This window comes from Halobellus limi, from assembly GCF_004799685.1.
Taxonomy (GTDB): Archaea; Halobacteriota; Halobacteria; order Halobacteriales; family Haloferacaceae; genus Haloquadratum; species Haloquadratum limi.
This window is the reverse complement of sequence record NZ_CP031311.1, coordinates 2,349,647-2,368,561: the sequence shown is the minus strand read 5'-3', so window position 1 is coordinate 2,368,561 and position 18,915 is coordinate 2,349,647. Positions and strand designations below refer to the sequence as shown.

20 protein-coding genes are annotated in these 18,915 nt (G+C 69.1%); 9 read left to right on the top strand and 11 right to left on the bottom strand.

Translation table 11 applies throughout. From position 1 onward, the window contains the following. The first annotated feature begins 2 nt into the window (after window positions 1-2). From DV707_RS11685 to DV707_RS11665, 5 genes are all read left to right on the top strand, one after another. Entirely contained in the window at window positions 3-809 is an 807-nt protein-coding gene (locus DV707_RS11685; protein WP_103991534.1) for a cytochrome b, read from the top strand. Window positions 810-813: 4 nt separating this feature from the next. Then, the gene (locus DV707_RS11680) at window positions 814-1,581 is read left to right on the top strand and encodes a cytochrome b family protein (RefSeq protein ID WP_103991535.1); all 768 of its coding nucleotides are present in this window, start codon (window positions 814-816) and stop codon (window positions 1,579-1,581) included. Between the two features lie 249 nt (window positions 1,582-1,830). Further along, window positions 1,831-2,271: a DUF7315 family membrane protein gene (locus tag DV707_RS11675; RefSeq protein ID WP_449405028.1), complete on the top strand. Its 441-nt coding sequence runs from the start codon at window positions 1,831-1,833 to the stop codon at window positions 2,269-2,271. Continuing rightward, window positions 2,264-2,539 carry a DUF7314 family protein gene (locus DV707_RS11670; RefSeq protein WP_103991536.1) on the top strand — a complete coding sequence of 92 codons (276 nt, stop codon included), beginning with the start codon at window positions 2,264-2,266 and terminating at the stop codon, window positions 2,537-2,539. Before DV707_RS11675 ends, DV707_RS11670 begins: the two co-directional genes overlap by 8 nt. A 117-nt stretch (window positions 2,540-2,656) precedes the next feature. Then, the gene (locus DV707_RS11665; protein ID WP_103991537.1) at window positions 2,657-3,103 is read left to right on the top strand and encodes a DUF7313 family protein; all 447 of its coding nucleotides are present in this window, start codon (window positions 2,657-2,659) and stop codon (window positions 3,101-3,103) included. A 62-nt stretch (window positions 3,104-3,165) separates the two neighbouring features. Here the strand turns inward: DV707_RS11665 and DV707_RS11660 are convergent, their stop codons facing one another. The 6 genes from DV707_RS11660 to DV707_RS11635 all read right to left on the bottom strand — a co-directional run bounded on the left by DV707_RS11660 (window position 3,166) and on the right by DV707_RS11635 (window position 10,316). After that, window positions 3,166-3,930 (bottom strand): NAD(+)/NADH kinase, encoded by a 765-nt coding sequence (locus DV707_RS11660; protein WP_235010767.1) that lies wholly within the window; start codon window positions 3,928-3,930, stop codon window positions 3,166-3,168. Between the two features lie 128 nt (window positions 3,931-4,058). Continuing rightward, window positions 4,059-4,976 (bottom strand): alpha/beta fold hydrolase, encoded by a 918-nt coding sequence (locus DV707_RS11655; RefSeq protein ID WP_103991538.1) that lies wholly within the window; start codon window positions 4,974-4,976, stop codon window positions 4,059-4,061. Between the two features lie 47 nt (window positions 4,977-5,023). Further along, the gene (meaB, locus tag DV707_RS11650) at window positions 5,024-6,301 is read right to left on the bottom strand and encodes a methylmalonyl Co-A mutase-associated GTPase MeaB (RefSeq protein ID WP_103991539.1); all 1,278 of its coding nucleotides are present in this window, start codon (window positions 6,299-6,301) and stop codon (window positions 5,024-5,026) included. After that, a complete protein-coding gene (locus DV707_RS11645; protein ID WP_103991976.1) occupies window positions 6,301-6,732 on the bottom strand; it encodes a cobalamin B12-binding domain-containing protein in 432 nt (143 codons plus the stop codon). The genes meaB and DV707_RS11645 overlap by 1 nt, the downstream gene beginning before the upstream one ends. A 102-nt stretch (window positions 6,733-6,834) precedes the next feature. Then, window positions 6,835-8,313 (bottom strand): GAF domain-containing protein, encoded by a 1,479-nt coding sequence (locus tag DV707_RS11640; RefSeq protein WP_136361871.1) that lies wholly within the window; start codon window positions 8,311-8,313, stop codon window positions 6,835-6,837. Window positions 8,314-8,501: 188 nt separating this feature from the next. After that, window positions 8,502-10,316: a S9 family peptidase gene (locus tag DV707_RS11635; protein ID WP_103991977.1), complete on the bottom strand. Its 1,815-nt coding sequence runs from the start codon at window positions 10,314-10,316 to the stop codon at window positions 8,502-8,504. 230 nt (window positions 10,317-10,546) lie between these two features. Here DV707_RS11635 and DV707_RS11630 point away from each other — a divergent pair, with 230 nt between their 5' ends. The 3 genes from DV707_RS11630 to DV707_RS11620 are packed head-to-tail and all read left to right on the top strand — an operon-like array spanning window position 10,547 to window position 13,590. Continuing rightward, window positions 10,547-11,581 (top strand): thiamine pyrophosphate-dependent dehydrogenase E1 component subunit alpha, encoded by a 1,035-nt coding sequence (locus tag DV707_RS11630; protein ID WP_103991541.1) that lies wholly within the window; start codon window positions 10,547-10,549, stop codon window positions 11,579-11,581. A 2-nt stretch (window positions 11,582-11,583) separates the two neighbouring features. After that, window positions 11,584-12,591 (top strand): alpha-ketoacid dehydrogenase subunit beta, encoded by a 1,008-nt coding sequence (locus tag DV707_RS11625; RefSeq protein ID WP_103991978.1) that lies wholly within the window; start codon window positions 11,584-11,586, stop codon window positions 12,589-12,591. 3 nt (window positions 12,592-12,594) lie between these two features. Then, window positions 12,595-13,590, top strand: a complete 996-nt coding sequence (locus DV707_RS11620; RefSeq protein WP_200820882.1) for an NAD(+)/NADH kinase — start codon at window positions 12,595-12,597, stop codon at window positions 13,588-13,590. 119 nt (window positions 13,591-13,709) lie between these two features. Here the strand turns inward: DV707_RS11620 and DV707_RS11615 are convergent, their stop codons facing one another. Then, the gene (locus DV707_RS11615) at window positions 13,710-15,587 is read right to left on the bottom strand and encodes a 2-oxo acid dehydrogenase subunit E2 (protein ID WP_103991542.1); all 1,878 of its coding nucleotides are present in this window, start codon (window positions 15,585-15,587) and stop codon (window positions 13,710-13,712) included. A 119-nt stretch (window positions 15,588-15,706) separates the two neighbouring features. Beyond that, a complete protein-coding gene (locus tag DV707_RS11610) occupies window positions 15,707-15,964 on the bottom strand; it encodes an MTH865 family protein (protein WP_103991543.1) in 258 nt (85 codons plus the stop codon). Window positions 15,965-16,243: 279 nt separating this feature from the next. Between DV707_RS11610 and DV707_RS11605 the strand changes: the two genes are divergently transcribed. Next, window positions 16,244-16,795 (top strand): plastocyanin/azurin family copper-binding protein, encoded by a 552-nt coding sequence (locus tag DV707_RS11605; protein ID WP_103991544.1) that lies wholly within the window; start codon window positions 16,244-16,246, stop codon window positions 16,793-16,795. Here the strand turns inward: DV707_RS11605 and DV707_RS11600 are convergent. Genes DV707_RS11600 through DV707_RS11590 form a run of 3 tightly spaced genes read right to left on the bottom strand, consistent with a single transcriptional unit; the run spans window position 16,771 to window position 18,886 of the window. Further along, the gene (locus tag DV707_RS11600) at window positions 16,771-17,352 is read right to left on the bottom strand and encodes a hypothetical protein (protein ID WP_103991545.1); all 582 of its coding nucleotides are present in this window, start codon (window positions 17,350-17,352) and stop codon (window positions 16,771-16,773) included. The genes DV707_RS11605 and DV707_RS11600 overlap by 25 nt on opposite strands. Beyond that, window positions 17,345-17,773, bottom strand: a complete 429-nt coding sequence (locus DV707_RS11595; RefSeq protein ID WP_103991546.1) for a CopD family protein — start codon at window positions 17,771-17,773, stop codon at window positions 17,345-17,347. The genes DV707_RS11600 and DV707_RS11595 overlap by 8 nt, the downstream gene beginning before the upstream one ends. Before the next feature lie 54 nt (window positions 17,774-17,827). Continuing rightward, complete coding sequence (locus tag DV707_RS11590) at window positions 17,828-18,886, bottom strand: glycosyltransferase (protein ID WP_103991980.1); 1,059 nt, start codon at window positions 18,884-18,886, stop codon at window positions 17,828-17,830. Window positions 18,887-18,915: the final 29 nt, after the last annotated feature.

Here is an 18,915-nt window from a genome sequence, read left to right as displayed (position 1 = left end):
CAATGAGCCTCGAAAAGAAAGACGAATACGATCACAAGGGCTGGATGAAAGAGAAGGATCTGACTCCCGTGGAGTCGGCCTTCCTCACGACGCTCATCTGGCTCGACAAGCGACTCCGCATCGTCGACTACCTGGAACTGATGGAGACCCTCTACTACCGGGTCAACCTCCAGATGCCGAAGAGTCACACCGAGCAGTACAACCTCGACAACAAGTTCTGGTACTGGTACCCCCTGTACACGCTGGGGCTGTTCTCCACGCTGGCGTACGTCGTCGCCGCGATAAGCGGGGCGCTGTTGGGATTCTACTACAGTCCGTCGGCCGCCGCCGGAACGGAAGCGGCGGGGACCGTCGCCTACGAGAGCATCGCGTTCATCATGCGCGACCTCCAGTTCGGGTTTATGCTCCGGTCGATCCACCGCTGGGCGGCGCAGGTGATGGTCGCGGCGGTGTTCCTGCACATGCTCCGGGTGTACTTCACCGGGGCGTACAAGGAGCCCCGCGAGCTGAACTGGCTCATCGGCATCGTCCTGATCAGCCTGACGATGGTGTTCGGATACACCGGCTACCTGCTGCCGTGGGACCAGCTCGCCTTCTGGGCGGGACAGATCGGCGTCGAGATGTCGCTGTCGATCCCGCTCATCGGCGAGTGGATCGCCCAGCTGCTCTTCGGCGGCTTCTCGCTGAGTCAGGCGACGCTGCAACGGATGTACATCCTCCACGTGTTCCTGCTCCCGTTCGTGGTGACGGCGCTGATCGCCATCCACATCGGCATCGTCTGGGTGCAGGGCATCGCGGAACCCCACTAAACCAATGACCGACGAAGACACCACCACCGACGACGACGTCCGCGCCGACGGCAGCGGCATCGTCGCGCCGGACGACGAAACGCCGACGTGGCGCGAGCGCAAGGAGCGTACGCAGGGGCTCTCACAGCTCACGTACGAGTACTTCGAGCGCGCCCGTCGAGAAGACCAGGACCTCCGACAGGAGTCCGACTACGTCGAGCGCGACGTGCTCGCGTTCCCGACGTGGCCCCACGAGATCATCCGCAACCTCGCCATCGCGAGCTTCTTCGTGGGGATGCTTTTGTTCCTGTCGGCGACGCTCCCGCCGCACATCGGCGACCCCGCGAACCCCTCGAGCACGCCGGCGATCATCCTGCCCGACTGGTACCTCTACTGGTCGTTCGGCCTGCTCAAGCTCGGCCCCCTCAACCCGGAGCTGTCGATCCTGGGCGGACAGAAGCTGATGGCCGACCGGACCTACGGCGTGCTCGCGAACCTCGTCGTCGTCGGCTTCGTCGCCATCGTCCCGTTCCTCAACAAGGGGAGCGCCCGCCGACCGGTCGAGCAGCCCTTCTGGGCGGCCGTCGGCGTCGGCGGCGTCATCTTCGCGTTCACCATCAGCGTCTACTCCGCGAAGAACCTCCTGCCGATGAACGTCCACCTCGCGTTCGACCTGACGTTCCTGCTGCCGATCGTCGGCGGGTTCGTCACCTGGGCGGTGCTGAAGACGATGCGCGAGGGGTACATGTACGACCTCAACCGCAGGTACTACCGCTTGCGCCCGCCGAAGTAGGCGGGACGGTAGTCGCTCGCGAACTCGCGTCTCGCGGTTCCACCCCCTCGGATCGGGTTCCGTTTTCGACTCGATTTTCCGTACACCGACGCTCTCCGACCACGATCCCGGAGCCGCGCCCACACGGAAAGGTCCATGTCCCGTCGGTCCTTACCGCCGGCAATGACCGATAGAGCCCCGGCGGCAGGTGGGCCGGACGACCCGACGGCGGATAGGTCGGGTGACCCGACGGCTGACGGGTCGACGAATCTGGCGGACGGGCCGACCGATCCGGCGGCAGAGCAGTCGGCGGCGACGACCTCCGACGCCTCCGAGGACGCCGCGGGGGAGCAGTCGGGCGAGACCGCCGACCGAGAGCGTCGCGGCCGCGACGTCGTCGTGCCGATGCGGCTCTACAAGACCGTGACGGTGTTCTCGACGCTGATCGCCGTCGTGAGCGTCGTGTTCGGATTCATGCTCCTCGACGCCGCGACGCTGAGCGTGAGCTTCCTCGGGAACTTCGTCCGCGGTGCGCTCGCCGCGGTCGGCCTCGGCGTCGCCGACGGGATCTTGAGCACCGTCTTCGCCGTGGTCGGGCTCTCGATCATCGCCTTCGGCGCCGGCGTGTACGTGATCGGAACGCGCTTTCGCGCCCGCGGAATGGGAAAGTCTCAAGAGGACTCCGGCGAAGGTTCGAACAACGATGGCTGACGAGTTCGTCAAAGGACTGGGCATCTTCACGGGTGCGGGGCTCGCGTGGATGGTCCTCGCGGGGTGGTACCGAACGCCGAGCTTCGAGAGCCAGGAGCAGCTCGTCTCCCCGGTGTCGCTGAGCGACTCCGCGACGATGTTCGACACGCTGGGCGTCCTGCTGATGGATATGTTCTTCTGGTTCGCGATCATCGGCGCGCTGACGTTCTGGGTCGGGATCCCCGTGATCCGACAGGCTCGCGAGGCGCTCGAAGAGCGCGCGCAGTAGGGTTCGCGCGAACTCGCCGTCTTTTGTGCCGCCGGCAGTGTCCGCTTCGATCGGAGACGCCCGCCGTCCCGCGGCGGATTGGAAAAACTCTAATGAGTCCTGTCCCCATCGTCGTGTATGCAACCGCTACAGTTCCTCGTCCCGCTCGACGCGGTGGAGGCGCTCGCGCCCGTGCTTCCGCTCGTCGTCTTCGGCTTTGTGGTCCTCAACCTGCTGACCCGCATCTTGCAACACCGCAAGCACGCGGCGCAGGCGGACGACGGCGACGACGACGCCATAAATCGGTGGCTGCCGCACACGCTCACCACGCTCGGGATGGTGTTCGCGTCGTTCCTCTTCATGATCGTCGCGCCGCACGGCGGAATGGTGATGTCGGTGCTCGCGCTCTCGGTGTTCGTCTCGGATTTCTTCGAGTTCGAGTCCCGTCGCGTGGAGGCGCGCTCGAAGAGCAAGGACCTCGAACGGCCGACCGCGGCCATCGGCGCGTCGGTGTTCGCGCTGCTGTACGCCAGCTACCAGAGCTTCTTCTACCTCATCGAGCCGGTCTGGAACTCGATCATCTGAGCCGACCGGCGGAGACCTCTTTTCGATCCGCCCCGCGGCCCCGGAGACGACCGGGAGAGGGCTCAGAAATCGCCGATCGACTGCGGTCGGACGAGCGAGAGTTCCCGGTCGACGCCCACTTCGACCGGCGTGTTCGGCGGGACCGACTCGACGGCGACCCTGTCGTCGAGGCGGAGTGAAACCGCTGCCTCGTCGCGCTCGACGGTGAGTCTGACCGGCGGCCGCACCACCCAGGCGTCGGTGTGCATCGCGTAGGGCGAGACCGGAACCGTCACGAGTCCCGTCGCGGGCGCGAGAAGCGGGCCGCCCACGGCCCGCGCGTACCCCGCGCTCCCCAGGGGCGTCGCGACGACGACGCCGTCGGACCGAACCCGTTCGGTCCACCCGTCGGGCGATTCGATGCCGTACTCGGAGATCCGCGCCGGCGCGGACGTCATGAGCGTCACGTCGGCAAGAGCGGCCCCCGCCGGTTCCCCGTTTACCGCGGCGTCGACGATCGGGTGCGCCACGGTCTCGTATCGGCCCGTCGCCGCGGCGTCGACCGCCGCAGTCACGTCCTCGGAGGCCACGTCGTACCGACCCGTCCCCGCCTCGACGGGGACGACCGGGCGATCGGTCGGCGTCGACGCGAGTGTGAGCAGCGCGGATTCGCCCACGGCGAAGACGACGTCGGGATCGTCGTCGCCGTCGGCTCCGCGGGCGGTCGCGTCGACCCGCGCGACCGACACGCCGTCGCGCTCGGCGGCCGCGTCGACGACGGCGTCGCTCGGCGAGCCGCGGCCGCGGACGAGGATGGAACGGCCGTTCGTCGGCGAACCGTCACTCACGGGCGTGCCACCCTCCGGCCCCGTCTCCGCTGATTCGGCTCGGCTTCGAGCATACTCGGTCGGTGCGCGGCAGAGGAAAAAGACCCAGCGGTTCAGCGCGCGCCCCTCCTCCGACGTGTCACACCCCCTCAGATCGCGTCCCGGATCACGTCGAGGGCCTGCTCGGGGAACTCCACGTGCGGGAGCAGTTTCGCGTCGTCGATCACCACGAGTCGGCAGTCGGCCCCCGCCGCGAGGTCGCGCCCTCGCTTCAGCGGCGTGATGTCGGCCTCGCGACCCCACAGCAGCGTCACCGGCGCGCTCATCTCGGAGAGGGCTTCTTCGAGGTCGATTTCGGCGTTGAGAAAGCCGCTGACGAACGACGCGGGCGCGTAGCGGGCGTTCGGCCGGTGGGCGGTCCGCCACTCGTAGTCCATCCACGACTCGCTCACTCGATCCATATCGTAGTAGCCGTGGTCGGCGTTGAAGTAGCGGATCGACGGCTTCGACGCGAGCAGGTTGAAAAGCGCCTCGCCGACGACGGGCGATCGGAGGAGTTCGCGGGCGAAGAGGTTGCGATCCGGGCCGCCGCGTTCGGTCGGGCAGATGAGGACGACGGAGTCGAGATCCAGGTCGTCCGCGACCGCACTGAGGTACGCGCCGGTCAGCGAGGAGGCCACCACGGCCGGGCGGTCGAACTCCGAGAGGAAGTCGCGGACGAACTCCTCGTACAGCGTCGCGGAGTACCGGAGCGGCGGCCGTTCGGAGGTCCCGAACCCCGGGAGGTCGGGGGCGATAACGTGGTAGTCGTCGGCGAGGTCCCCGAAGACCTCGCGGAACTCGCCGCTGGAGCCGGCGGCGTTGATCCCGTGCAGGAGGAGGAGGTCCGGATCGTCGGGGTCGCCGGCCTCCGTGTACCGGACGTCGATGCCGTTCCACTCGAACGTGCGGTGGGTTCCCGCGAGCGGCGGCTCCAACTCGGGCGTTCGTCGTCGCAGTGCGGTGTTCGCGAGGGCGACGGCTCCGGTTCCGATCGCGAGTCCGGCGGCGAGAGCGCGGCGGCGCATAGCCGGGGTAGGGTCGGGGGACGCTTCAGCCTGCTGGCACCGGCGGCTCACCGACGGGTGGGCTCGTCGTCAGGGGATCGCTCTCCCTCGTCGCCGTTTTCGAGGCCCCCTTCGATGCACTCCCGGACCGGCCGGACGATCGACGTGGCGACCGTGTACGGATCGGTCTCGCCGTCGAGAACGCGCCGCGCCAGCGACTCGATGCCGCCGCGTCGACGGATCTCGGCCGCCAGCAACTCGTTGCCGTCGCTCCGGACGAGCCGCCGGATCTCCTCGCCGATTCTGTCGAGCGCCCGCGTCTCGTCGTCGCCGGACTCCCGCAGGTACGCGGCGTGTCCGTCCAGCGCCTCGACGAGGTCCTCGATCCCCGACCCGGTGGTCGCGACGGTCTCGACGACCGGCGGCCGCCAGGTGTCGCGGGCGCTCTCGCCGCCCGCGACGTCGCCGCTATCGTCGAACTCCCTGCTACCGCTATCGTCGAATTCCCTGCCACCGCTACCGTCGAACTCCCCGTCGCCTCGATCCGCTGTCCCCGAGCGACGCGTCGACGACCCACCACCCGGCGTTTCGGTGCCGTGGTGGCCCGCGACCGATCCCGAGTTCGACCGGCCGTTCGCGACGCGCCGGGTCCCGTCCCGACCGCGGATCATCTCTTCTAACTCCGCGACGGTTCGCTCGACGCCGTCGGTGTCGGCCTTGTTGACGACGAAGACGTCGCCGATTTCCAATATCCCCGCCTTCAACATCTGGACGTCGTCGCCGCTGCCCGGCTGGACGAGCACCGCGACCGTGTCGGCGGTGCGGACGACGTCGACCTCGCTCTGGCCGGCCCCGACGGTCTCGACGACGATCACGTCCTTGCCGAAGGCGTCGAGCGCCGTGACGGCGTCCGTCGTCGCCGTCGACAGTCCCCCGAGGCGACCGCGCGTGCTCATCGAACGGACGAACACGTCCATATCGCCGACGGTCGAGGCCATCCGGATCCGATCGCCGAGGACGGACCCGCCCGAGTAGGGCGAGGAGGGGTCGACGGCGATGATCCCGACCGTGTCGCCGCGCTCGCGGTAGGCCTCGGCCAGTTTGTCCACGAGCGTCGACTTCCCCGCGCCGGGGCTGCCCGTCACCCCGACGACTCTCGCGGATCCGGCGTGGCCGTAGAGCCGCGAGACCAGGTCACGGTGTCCCGGCTCTCGGTTCTCGATCCGCGTGATGACCCTGGCAAGCGCGCGGTGTTTGCCGTCGAGCAGCGACTCGACGAGATCGCGATTGCGGGCGACCGTCTCCGGGTCCGTGTCGACTCCGCGTTCCGTGTTCGATCGATCCATCACTCGCGGCGCGGGGCGTTCTCCCGCACGAACTCGACGGTCTCCTCCATCGGCGTCCCGGGACCGAAGACGGCCGCGACGCCCATCGAGTGGAGGTCCTCGCGGTCTCCCTCGGGGACGATCCCGCCGACGATCAACAGCGTGTCCTCGAAGGCGTCGTACTCCTTCAGGCCCTCGACGACCTTCGGGACGAGCGTGTTGTGCGCGCCCGAGAGGATCGACAGGCCGAGCACGTCGACGTCCTCCTGGACGGCCGCCTGCACGACTTCCTCGGGCGCACGGTGTAGCCCGGAGTAGACGACCTCGAAGCCGGCGTCCCGGAACGCGCGGGCGATGACGTGCGCACCCCGGTCGTGGCCGTCCAGTCCCACCTTCGCGATGAGACACCGGATGGGGCGGTGTCTGTGTGCTCCCTCGGCGTCGGCGCTCATAGCCGACGCTTGGACGTCCGTCCGTTTGGTTCTACCGCCGGAGCGTGCGCCGGACGCCTTCGTGTCCCGTTCGAGCGTCCGCACGCGCGTTCGACCGCGCGATCAGTCGCACGCGTTCCGAAAGCTGAGGGCATCGAGGAGTCCAACCGTCTGATCGATGTAGATCCCGTACGCGCACTCGGCGGTCCCCGGCGGCGACACCGGAACGACGCTGAGTGCGAACTCCCCGGCGGCGTCGTCGCCGCTCGTCCGGTCGACGGTTCCGGTCGTGACAGTCTCCGTGTCGAGCGCGGATTCGTACTGCCGGCGCTCCGTCTCGCTCCGGACGACCTCCGAGAGGCGCGTCCCCGGTTCGATCTCGCCGAACTGGCCGGCGTAGGCCCGGTTGGCCTCCCGGACGGCCGTGACGCCGTCTCGACGCTCCACGTGGACCGCCGGGACGGGCAGGTCCCCGAAGAAGGCGTGGAGCCGATCGCGCTCCGTGCGGAGGGTCACCTCCCGTTCGATCCGTTCGAGCGCCTCGCGCGTGTACCCCGCGAGAATCTCGACGAACTCCCTGTCCCGCTCGTCGAACGCGTCGCGGTCGGTCGACGCCACCTGGATCACCCCGCGCTCGCCGATCGGGACGCTCAGCCCCCCGTGGAGGTCGCCGTGTTCGGGAATCGCGTCCGGGTCCGACTGTATGTCTTCGACGATCTCGGCCTCGCCACTCGCGAGCGTTCGACCGGCGATTCCCTCGGTTACGTCGGCGGTGTTCACCCCCGGTTCGGGCAGCGCCGACGCCCGCGGGACGAGCCGTTCGCCCTCCACGAGGAAGACGACGCAGTAATCGAACGCCAGGGCGTCGGTCGTCGCCTCCAGGGTTCTGTCGACGACGGCATCGACCGTCTCGCAGGCGGTGATGTCCTCGGCGTAGTGGCTCAACGCGGCCAACCGCGCGTTCGATTCGCGGAGGTCGTTCCGCGTGAGGTCGTTCTGCAGTTCGACTCGAACCCGTTCGACGAGTTCTCCGGTGGAGTCTTCACCGACGACGGAGTCGTCGATACGCCCGATCACCGGGGGCTCGCAGACGATGGTCGTGACCGACCCCTCTTCGATGAGGTCGTGGATCAGTTGCCTGTCGTCGCCGAGGACGACGACGCAATCGAGGGTCGGCCCGAGTTCAGAGACGTACTCCGTCGCGGTCTCCCCGCAGCGGACCACCACCTCGGCGTCGAGTTCCTCTTCCAGCACGGCCAGGACCGCTTCCGGATCGCAGGGTCGACCCGCGCTCCCGCCGGCGCCCGGCGTCGACCCGTCCCGATCCGACGGCTTCGCCGGGCCGTTCTCGTCCGAGTACTCCGCCTCCTCGCCCTCTTCGCCCGCACCCGCCTCGGGGTCGGATACCGGCTTCCCACCGCGGAGGAACGGAGCACCGCGATCGGCGGCGTCGCCTCCCATATCCTCGTCACGGTTCCGGGAGTCGCCGCCCTCCGATCCGGCCGACACGTCGTCTTCGCCACGAGAGTCTGCTGTCTCGAGACCGTCGGCCGTCCCCGGAACGACGACCAGCACGCGTCCCCCAGCAGCATCTCTCGACATACTGTCTTATCGAACGTCAGACCATTAATACGTTTGGTTTCTTGAATATTTCCCCACTCGAACGTGGATATCGTGTGGTACCTCCGAACGAATTCGTCTCGTGAGAAGAGATTCATAATATCACTCACCCGGTACCAACGTCGAACGGCGGTGTGTGGCTCCCGTTCGATCGGCGACCGCCAGCGCTGTCACGTCCGGTCGTCGACGTGCTCGGCGAGGAACTCGACGATCGACTCGTAGGCGGCGATCCGGTTTTCGAGCTTCGTGAACCCGTGGCCCTCGTCCTCGAAGACGAGTTCGCGGACCGGGACGTGCTCGCTCGCCGCCTCGACGAGCTGGTGGGCCTCAGAGACGGGGACGCGGGGGTCGTTCTCGCCGTGGAGGACGAAAAGCGGCGCGCGGATCTCCTCGATGGTGTTGAGCGGCGATATCGACTCCAGGAACTCTCTGTCTCCGTCCAGAGAGCCGTACTCGGCTTCGCGGAGTTCCCGGCGCCACTCGCCGGTGTTCTCAAGAAAGGTCACGAAGTTCGCGATGCCGACGATGTCGATGCCGGCGGCCCACAGGTCGGGGTACTCGGTCATCGCGGCGAGCACCACGAACCCGCCGTAGGAGCCGCCCATCGCGACGATCCGGTCGGGATCGACCGCCGGGTGGTCGTGGAGCCACTCGACGGCGGCCTCGACGTCGGCGACCGCGTCCATCCGGTTTTCGACGTCGTCGAGGTGTCCGTAGGCCTTGCCGTAGCCCGCCGATCCGCGGACGTTCGGCTCGAAGACGGCGTAGCCGTTCGCGAGGAAGTACTGCGTGACCGCGCTGAAGGAGGGCCGACGCTGCGATTCCGGCCCGCCGTGGATGTCCACGATCACCGGCGTCTCGCCGTGACCCGTGTCGGTCTCCGGCAGCGAAAAGAACGCCGGGATCTCCCGCCCGTCGAACGTCGGGTAGTGGACGAGTTCGGGTTCGACGAAGGAGTCCCGCGGGATCCCGGCGGTCGCCGCGCGCGTCCACCGCTCCGCCGTGCCCGTTTCGTCCTCGACGACGTAGACGTTCGCCGGATCGCCCCGCCGCGTCACCGTGACGGCGAACCGCTCGCCCGCGGAGTCGAAGGCGACGCCGCCCGCGACGCCCTCGGGGAGGTCGGGGGTCGGGCGCTCTTCGACCTCGCCCGCAGCGACGACGTCGCCGACGGTCAGTTCGGTGTACCCGTCGACGTTCGTCGAGTAGGCGATCCGCCCGGTCTCCTCGTCGACGGCGACGCCGTCGATCTCCCAGTCGGGATCCTCGGCGACGAGGGTGAACTCGCCGGTCTCGACGTCGACGCACCACAGGTCGAGGGTGTCGCTCTCGCGGTCGGAGACGAGGTAGACGCGCTCGCCCGCCGGCCCCCACTCGGCGCTCTGGAACCGGACGGTGCCCTCGTGTGGGGTTAGCTCCGTCGTCTCGCCGGTCTCGACGTCGAGGACGGCGACGTCCTGATCGAAGTTCGAGTACGCCTCCGTCACGAGCAGTTGGGAGTCGTCGGGCGACCAGCCGCCGAGCGTCAGCCAGCCGTCGCCCTCGGCGACGAGCTCGGCGCCTTCCCCGGCCGTCTCGCGCGACTGCACGTAGACGTCGAAGACCGACTCGTCTCGGCGGTTGGCGGCGAAGGCGAACCGCTCGCCGTCGTGGCTCCACCCGCCCCAGCGGTGTTTCGCGTCGAGCGACCCCGTGAGGTTCGTGATCTCCCCGGTCGGGAGGTCGTACCGGAACAGTTGCTGGCGCTCGTTACCGCCCTCGTCCATTCCGAAGGCGAACTCCTCGCGCTCGGGCGACCACGAGACGAACGTCACCCGCTCGTCGAAGAACGTGCGCTGCTCGGGCCACCCGCCGGGTTCGGCGACGGTCCAGACCTGCGGGACGCCCGTCGTGTCCATCAGAAACGCGACGCGGTCGTCGTCGGGGGAGAAAGAGGCGCCGTAGGCGCTCCGGACGTTGAGGTACCGCTCGATGTCGTGGGGCATACCGCCTCCTTCGCCGGATGCGGACGAAAGCGTTCGGGTAGATTCGGAACCGACGGAAGCGTTCGTCGGAATCGACAGGAGCGTTCGTCGGAATCGACAGGAGCGTTCGTCGGAATCGACGGGAGCGTTCGGGTGGGGTCGGATGCGGTGGATAGACGATCGCTCGACGGATGTCATATACATAAACTGAGAGAAACCTTCATTGCGAGAGACGTTGACTATCGTACTGTATGTCATCAATTTCAATCGAAGATACCGACGGGAGGCGCGAGATCCTCCGACGGATGCTGACGATACGGGAGTTCGACAGCACCGCGGGTGACCTCTTCGCCGACGGAGAGATCCCGGGGTTCGTACACCTTTACATCGGCGAGGAAGCGGTCGCGGTCGGTGCCTGCGCCGCGCTGGACGAGGAGGACTACATCACGAGCACCCACCGCGGCCACGGCCACTGCATCGCGAAGGGGCTCGATCCGAACCGGATGATGGCCGAACTGTTCGGCCGGCGCGACGGCTACTGCAACGGCAAGGGCGGCTCGATGCACATCGCCGACGTCGAGGCGAACATGCTCGGCGCGAACGGCATCGTCGGGGCCGGCCCGCCGCTGGCGACCGGGGCCGCGCTGACGAGCCAGTTCAAGGGCGAAGACCGCGTCGCGCTCGCGTTCCTGGGCGACGGGGCCGTCGCGCAGGGGCAGGTCCACGAGGCGATCAACCTCGCGGCGACGTGGGACCTCCCTGCGGTGTTCCTCGTCGAGAACAACCACTTCGGAGAGGGGACGCCCGCCGACGAACAGCACAACATCGAGAACCTGAGCGAGACCGCGGAGTCGTACAACATCCCGGGCTTCACCGTCGACGGGATGGACGTCACGGCCGTGAACGAGGCCGTCGCGGAGGCCCGCGACCGCGCACGCAACGGCGAGGGGCCGACGCTCATCGAGGCCGACACCTACCGCTACCGCGGCCACTTCGAGGGCGATCCCGAACCCTACCGCGACGAGGAGGACGTCCAGCAGTGGCGCGACCGCGACCCGATCGACACGTTCGCCGAGCGCCTCATCGACCGCGGCGACCTGACCGAGGAGGAACTCGATGAGATGCGCTCGGAGGTGCAGGCCGAGATCGAGGCCGCAGTCGAGTACGCCCGCGACGCGGACCTGCCGGAGCCCTCGGAGGCGTACGACGACATGTTCGGCGAACCGGTCCCCGAGATCGAACAGTTCGCGAGCCGGCTCCGGGCCGACGGAGCGGGAGGTGAATGACGATGAGCACCAAACCCGAGACCGCATCCACCGACCGAACCGAGACGCTGACCGTACGCGAGGCGATCCGCGCGGCGCTCCGCGAGGAGATGGAACAGGACGAGGACGTCTTCGTGATGGGCGAGGACGTCGGGAAGTTCGGCGGCGTCCTCGACGTGACCGACGGCCTCTTCGAGCAGTTCGGCGGCGAACGCGTCCGCGACACGCCCATCAGCGAGGCCGGATTCGTCGGCGCGGGCGTCGGCGCGGCCGCCACCGGCTCTCGCCCCGTCGTCGAGGTGATGTTCTCCGACTTCCTCGGCGTCGCCGGCGAACAGATCATGAACCAGATGTCGAAGATGCGCTACATGTTCGGCGGGAAGATCGAGATGCCCGTCACCGTCCGGACGACCGAGGGCGGCGGGATGGGCGCGGCGAGTCAGCACTCTGGGACGCCGCACACCTGGTTCGCGCACTTCCCGGGGCTGAAGGCCGTGACGCCCGGCACCCCGGCGGCCGCGAAGGGGCTTCTCAAGTCCGCGATCCGTTCGAACGACCCGGTGTTCTTCTTCGAGAACAAGATGATGTACGAGCAGTCGGGCGAGGTCCCGACCGACCCCGGGTACACGCTCCCGATCGGCGAGGCGAGCGTGGAACGGGAGGGCGAGGACGTCACCGTCGTCGCGACCCAGCGCCTCGTCGGCGAGTCGCTCGACGTCGCCGACGACCTCGCGGGCGAGACGAGCGTCGAGGTCATCGACCTCCGGTCGCTCTACCCGCTCGACACCGACACGCTCGCCGACAGCATCCGGAAGACCGGCCGGATGGTCGTCGCCGACGAGAGCCCCCTCTCCTACGGCGTCCATGCGGAGGTAATCACCCGGATGGTCGAAAACGAGTTCTTCAGCCTCGACGCGCCGCTGCAGCGCGTCGGCGTGCCTGACACGCACATCCCGTTCAGCACGCCGCTGGAGGACGAAGTCGTCCCGGACGGCGACGACGTCCGCGACGCGATCAGCCAGGTGGTCTGAGGGGTGGCCGCACCGACAATCGGCCTCCTCGTCAACCCCGCGGCCGGGCGGGACGTCCGCCGCCTGACCGGCGGCGCGACCGTCAGCGACACCTACGGGAAGCGCCGCGCCGCCGAGTGCGTCCTCGCGGGCGTCGACCTCGCGGAGGACCCGGTCGATATCCTCGTCGCACCCGACGGCGGCGAGATCGGCCAGCGGACCGTCGCTGAGGCCGACCGATCGGACGTGCGACTCCTCGATACGCCAGTCGACGACACGAGCGCGGACACCCGGCGCGCCGCCGAGGCGTTCCGCGAGCGCGTCGACGCGGTCGTCGTCTTCGGCGGCGACGGCACGACCCGCGACCTCGCGGTCGAGATCGGGGACGTCCCCGTGCTCGCGGTCTCCACCGGAACGAACAACGTCGTTCCGACGCCCGTCGACGGCACCGTCGCGGGCGCGGCGGCGGCCTTCCTCGCCACCGACGCCGTCGACCCCGGGGCGGTCACGTACCGGCACACGATGGTCGAGGCCCGCGTCGACGACGGCCGCTCGATCCGGGGGCTCGCGACCGTCGGCGTCGTCGACCAGTCGTTCGTCGGGACGCGCGCGGTGCTCGACCCCGACGACTTCCTCGGCGGCGGCGTCTCCCGCGCCGGTCGCGGCGAGGTCGGCCTCTCCGGCGTGGCCGGCGCGCTCACCCGCGTCGACCCCGACGACGGTCGCGGCGTCGCGCTCGAACTCGACGCGGGCGCCGAGCGGACGGTCGGGGCGATCACCGTCCCCGGCGTCGTCGAGCGCGTCGGCGTCGCCGAGTGGTCGCATCTCGCTCCCGACGAAGAACACGGGTTCGAGGTCGGGGAGGCCGTCGTCAGCGTCGACGGCGAGCGCGAACTCGAAGTGCAGAACGCGGAGATCGGGGTTCGGCCCGTATCGGACGGCCCCCGCCTGGTCGACTTCGACGCGGTCTTCGAGGCCGCCCCGCTCGCGGCGGACGCTCGCGCCGTCGAACGGCGGTAGCGGATCGCTGACTCGCCGACGGTCCCTCGACCCGTGGACGGCTCTGACCTCCCGTCGCTCCCCGACCCGAGGAGGCTCCCGACCTACCGTCGCTCCCCCGACCCGAGGAGGCTCCCGACCTACCGTCGCTCCCAGGACAACTCGACGGGGAGGTCCTCGCGCAGGAGTTCGGCGACGTGACAGCTCCGTTCGCCGTACTCAACGACCCGTTCGAGCGTCGACTCGTCGGCCTCCGGGGCGTCCAGTCGCACCGTGATGTCGATCGACTCCACCGAACCTGACTCCGGTCGGGCGTCGGTCTCGACGTCGATGTCGCCGACGCCCACGTCGCGCATCTCCGCCTGATAGCGGATCGACAGCGAGAGGCACGCCGCGAGCGAGCCGAGGAAGAGATCGACCGGCGAGGGCTCGGATCCGTCTCCGTAGCGCTGTTCGGTGCCCTGGGTGCTGACGGTCCCGGACATTCCCTCCATAGAGCGCGCGGTGGCCTCGCGGGGGGCCGACTCCGCTGTCGCCTCGGGACTCCGATCCTCACCTCCCTCGCGAGCGGCCGCGACTTCCTCGGGGAGGAGATCCCAGGGGTCTTCGATATTCTCCGCGAGCGTCCCCAGGAAGCGCGCGGCGTCCGCGCCGTCGACGACCCGGTGGTCGAAGGAGAGATCCAGCGGGAGCACGCGGCGCGTCCCCGGCGTCCCGTCGTCGTCCAGGACGACGCGCTCCAGCAGCGCGTTCACGCCCAGGATCCCGATCTGGGGCGGGTTGATGATCGGGTCGAAGGACTCCACGCCGAGGACGCCGAGGTTGGTGACGGTGAACGTCCCGCCCTGGAGGTCCGCCATCGTGTAGTCGCCCTCCAGCGTACGCTGGACGATCTCGCGTCGGTCGGTCGCGAGCGCCGACAGCGACTTCGACCCGACGTCGGGGACGACCGGCGTGACGAGCCCCTGTTCGACGTCGACGGCCAGACAGACGTTGTGCTCCTCGTAGAGCCGGTGAGTGTCGTCCTCGAAGGTCGCGTTGAACGCGGGGTGCTCGTCGAGGGCGTCCGAGAGCGCCAGCAGCAACACGTCGGTCATCGACACGTCGGCGTCGAGTGCCTCCTCGGCCGCGTCGGCGGCGGCGAGCAGCGACTCGGCGTCGACCTCCCGGTGTTCGGTGACGTGGACGGCCTCGCGGTAACTCTCGCTGAGGCGCTTCGCGATCGTCCGGCGCATCCCGTCGAACGCGCGCTCCTCGCGGAGCGTCCGCGTCGCACCCGGTCCGTCGTCGGCCTGCGCTTCCGCCCCCTCGTCGGCGGACTCCGCGCGCGCTTCGACGTCCTCCTCGGTGATCGCACCCTGCGGTCCCGACCCGCTCACGGCCGCGAGGTCGACGCCGAGGTCCTCCGCGCGCTTCCGGGCGCGCGGGGTCGCCCGGACGTCGCCGCCGCCGGCGTCACCGGACGCCTCGTCGCCGCTCGTCGCGTCCGCGCTCGCTTCGACGTCCTCGGCGGTGATCGCGCCCTGCGGTCCGGTCCCCTCGACCCCGGTCAGGTCGACGTCCAACTCGTCGGCTCGCTTCTCCGCGCGAGGACTGGCTTTCGCGGCGGAGCCGGACGCGCCCGACGAACCGGTCGTCTCGCTAGCCGTTCCCGACGTCGAAGCCTCCGGCGTCTCCGTGGATTCTCCGGCCGGCTCGCTCGTAGTGTCCGACTCCTCGCCCCCGGCGACGTCTCCCAGTTCGGATTCGACCTCCGCCAGCAGCCCCTCTATGTCTTCGTCCGCTCCGGCGATGATCCCGATCGGGGTTCCGGGATCGACGGTCTCGCCCGCTTCGAGGAAGGTCCGGCGGAGCACGCCGCCCTCGCGGGCGTCGACCTCGGCCGTCGTCTTCTCGGACTCGATCTCCGCGACCACCGCGCCCTCCTCGGCCGTCTCTCCCTCTTCGAGGAACCACTCCAAGAGCGTCCCGTTCTCCATCTCCAGGCCGAGCTTCGGCATCCGGACGACGTATCCCATACGCGGACAATCACGAGGGATCTACATAATCGTTGAGGACGGACGCGGCTCGCCCTCGAAATCCGTGCGCCGACCGTCGATTTGAAGAGAGAGTCCGCCGGCGCGTGGGTACCCGGACGTCAGATCATCCCTTCGGCCTTGAGCCCCTCGATGACGTCGTCGACGAGGGACTCGACGTCGTCGTAGGGGAAGTCCTGGTGAGAGCCGAGTTTCGCGGCCATCTCCATCGCGGTGAGCGTCACGTCGCCCGCCTCGAACTTCGTGCCCGGGCCGTCCGGGAGCGTCGGCACCAGGTCCATCTGGCTGCCTACGGGGAAGTCTGCGCCACTGAACGCCTCGGTGAACTGCTCTCGGAGTTCCGCCTCTACGTCTGCCATAGCCGTCACGTGCGAGACGACGTGCAAAAGGCATTGCGGAACCACCTTTTTACTGCGTCGGGTCGCGCTGCGCGCGACCACTCCTTGCAAAAAGCTGGACCAAAAAGGTCCCGCGAGGCTCGCTCTGCTCGCCTCGCGGTAACTGCTCGACTACCGCTACCGGCACCGTCACCGTACCCCGAGCTCGCAACGCTCCACACTGCGATGTCGCCGCCCGCGACGTCCATCTCGACGAGACAAACCAAAGTATTCACTACAGGCGACTCCCAACGCCCGAGTATGACTGACGGCAACGCGGAGATGTCCCGTCGCGCCTTCCTCACGACGGCCGCCGGTACCGCCGCGGTCGCGGGTGCCGCCGGGACCGCTGTGGGACAGGAGGGCGGTGGCACGGCGACGGTCACGGTCGGACCGGGCGGCGACCTGGTCTTCGAACCCGGAACGAGCGAACCGCTACAGGTCACGCCCGGGACGACCGTGGAGTTCGTCTGGGACTCCGACAACCACAACATCGTCGTCGACAGCCAGCCCGAGGGCGCGAACTGGGAGGGCCACGAGACGATCGAGAACACCGGCTTCACCTACGAGTACACCTTCGAGACGCTCGGCACCTACGAGTACTACTGCGAGCCCCACCTCACGGCCGGGATGGAGGCGACGATCGAGGTCGTCGAGGAGATCGAGACGCCGGAGCCCTCGAACGTCCCGTCGGTCCCCGACTCCGCGAAGACGCTGGGCGTCGCGACGACGTTCGCGATGGTCGCCACGCTCGGTCTGGCCTTCTTCTTCCTGAAGTACGGCGGCGACTACGAACTCGAAGACGAGGAGTAGTCGGATCCCGTTCCCGGGGCGATCCGCTCGCTCGCCCGCGCGACCGCGACGTTACAGACCGCCGAGGCCGCACCCGCGCCCGCGCCAACGACGGCCCCGACGACCGCGCCGACGACGGCGACGAACGCGACGGTCGCCAGGAGTTCCGGACCGCGGACGAGGGCGAACACGCTGCCGACGAGGACGCCGCCCCCGACCAGTCCGACGCCGACGCCGGCCCCACCGAGGCTGCCACGAATTAGCAACGAGCCGACGCCGCGGTCCCCCGCCGCGATTCCGCCCCCGGACAGGACCCACCGAACCGCGACGACGACGAGCAGCCACAGGTAGCCGAACGCGGCCAGCCCCGGGACCGTCCCGAACCCCGTCAACGCGCCGGCCAGCGCTCCTGAGAGGTGCCCGGCCAGGAGCGCGATGAGCGAGAACGCCGCGAGGTCGAACGTGGCGACCGTCCAGACCTCCAACGAATCCGCGGGCCCGACCTCGGTGTGACCGGTGGATCCGTCCTCGGCTCGACCGGCGGGCTCGGTCCCGTCCCGACCGACCCGGTCACCCATGGGCGAGCACCTCCGCGAGCGCGACGGTCGCGCCGAGTCCCCAGCCGGTCGCGGCGTACAGGACGCGGAGACGGTCGCGGGTGGTTGACCGGATCGCTTCAGAATCGTCGAGCCGACCGACGGCGAGCGAGCGAACCGCCGAGAGGACCACGACCCCGCCCACGACGAGCAGCTTGATCGTCAGGATCGACCCCCAGCGGGTCGCGGGCCTCGGCGGACCGAGCGCCCCGAGGTTGCCGACGCCGGTGGCGATCAGCACGCCGATCGAACCCCAGAACCACCACTCGTACCGACGCAACGCCGGACGCGGGTCGCGGTCTTCTGCCCGAAGCGTCCGCCAGCCGACGACGGCTCCGCCGAGGAGGACGGCCATCCCGAGGACGTGAACGAGTCGGACGAGGAGGTGGAGGGCACTCGCCATACCCCCACCTACGCCGGACGGGGTGGTAATTCTGCGGGACTGGCGGGCGAGTACTCAAAAGAAGCCGTAGTCGTCGCGTTCGGTCTCGTAGACGTCCTCGTAGGCGTCGAGGATCGGCTCGTGGTCGTACCCGACGAACGCCTCGTTGACCGTCGCCGGGTCGTGACCGGCGGCGGCGACGACCTCGTCGGCCAGTTCCTGCGGGCTCGTCACGCGCGCGCCGCGGTCAAGGTTCTCGACGAGTTCGTGCGCGCTCGACCGGGCCTGGTACTCGACGATCCCGACGCAGCCACACGCGAGCGCCCAGAGCAGTCCGCGGGCGAACGGCTCGACGGTCGCCGTCTGGGCGAAGACGTGCGCGCCCTTCAGAATCGGCACGAACGCCTCGGGGTCGAGTTCGCCGAGGAACTCGACGCGGTCGTCGATGCGGAGTTCCGCGGCGGTCTCCTCGGCGGCGTCGCGTTCGGGCCCGTCGCCGACCACGGCGGCCCGCCAGTCCCGGCCGCGGAGTTCCGCGAGCGCGAGGAGGAACGACTCCACGTTGGCGTGCTCGTCGAGGTGCCGCGCGTAGACCAGGTCCGCCCGGTTGTCGACGTCGGCCTCGCGCACGAGGTCGACGTCGATCGATTCGGGGACGAGCGTGACGTCGTCGGCGGCCGCACCGTACTCGCGGACGTCCGTCTTGACCAGCCGCGAGGGGGCCAGGACGCGATCCGCGCCCTTCGCGGCCCGACGGAGCATCCGCGTGGAGTCGTCGTCCCGCCGCGCCCACCAGTCGACGACGACCGGAACCCGAAGGACGCGGGCGGCCGTCTTCGCGGCGACGACCTGTGCCGGCGGGCTGTTGGCGGCGTGGATCACGTCGGGCGACGCGCGACGGAGCGCGAAGGGGAGTTTCGAGGCGAAGGACCGAACCGCTGGCTCCTCCGTGACGGCGACGTACTCGACGCCGTTGTGTTCGAACTCGTCGAGCGGTCCCTCCCACCACTGCGCACAGCAGAAGACGACCTCGTGACCGCGCGCGGCGAGCCGCTCGGCGATCCGTCGCGTTCGCCTCGTGGCGCCGTCCGAACTGAGTTGATCGGGGTACAGCGAGACGAACGCGACGCGCATACCCGTGGGTTTCGTCGCGGCGATAAAAA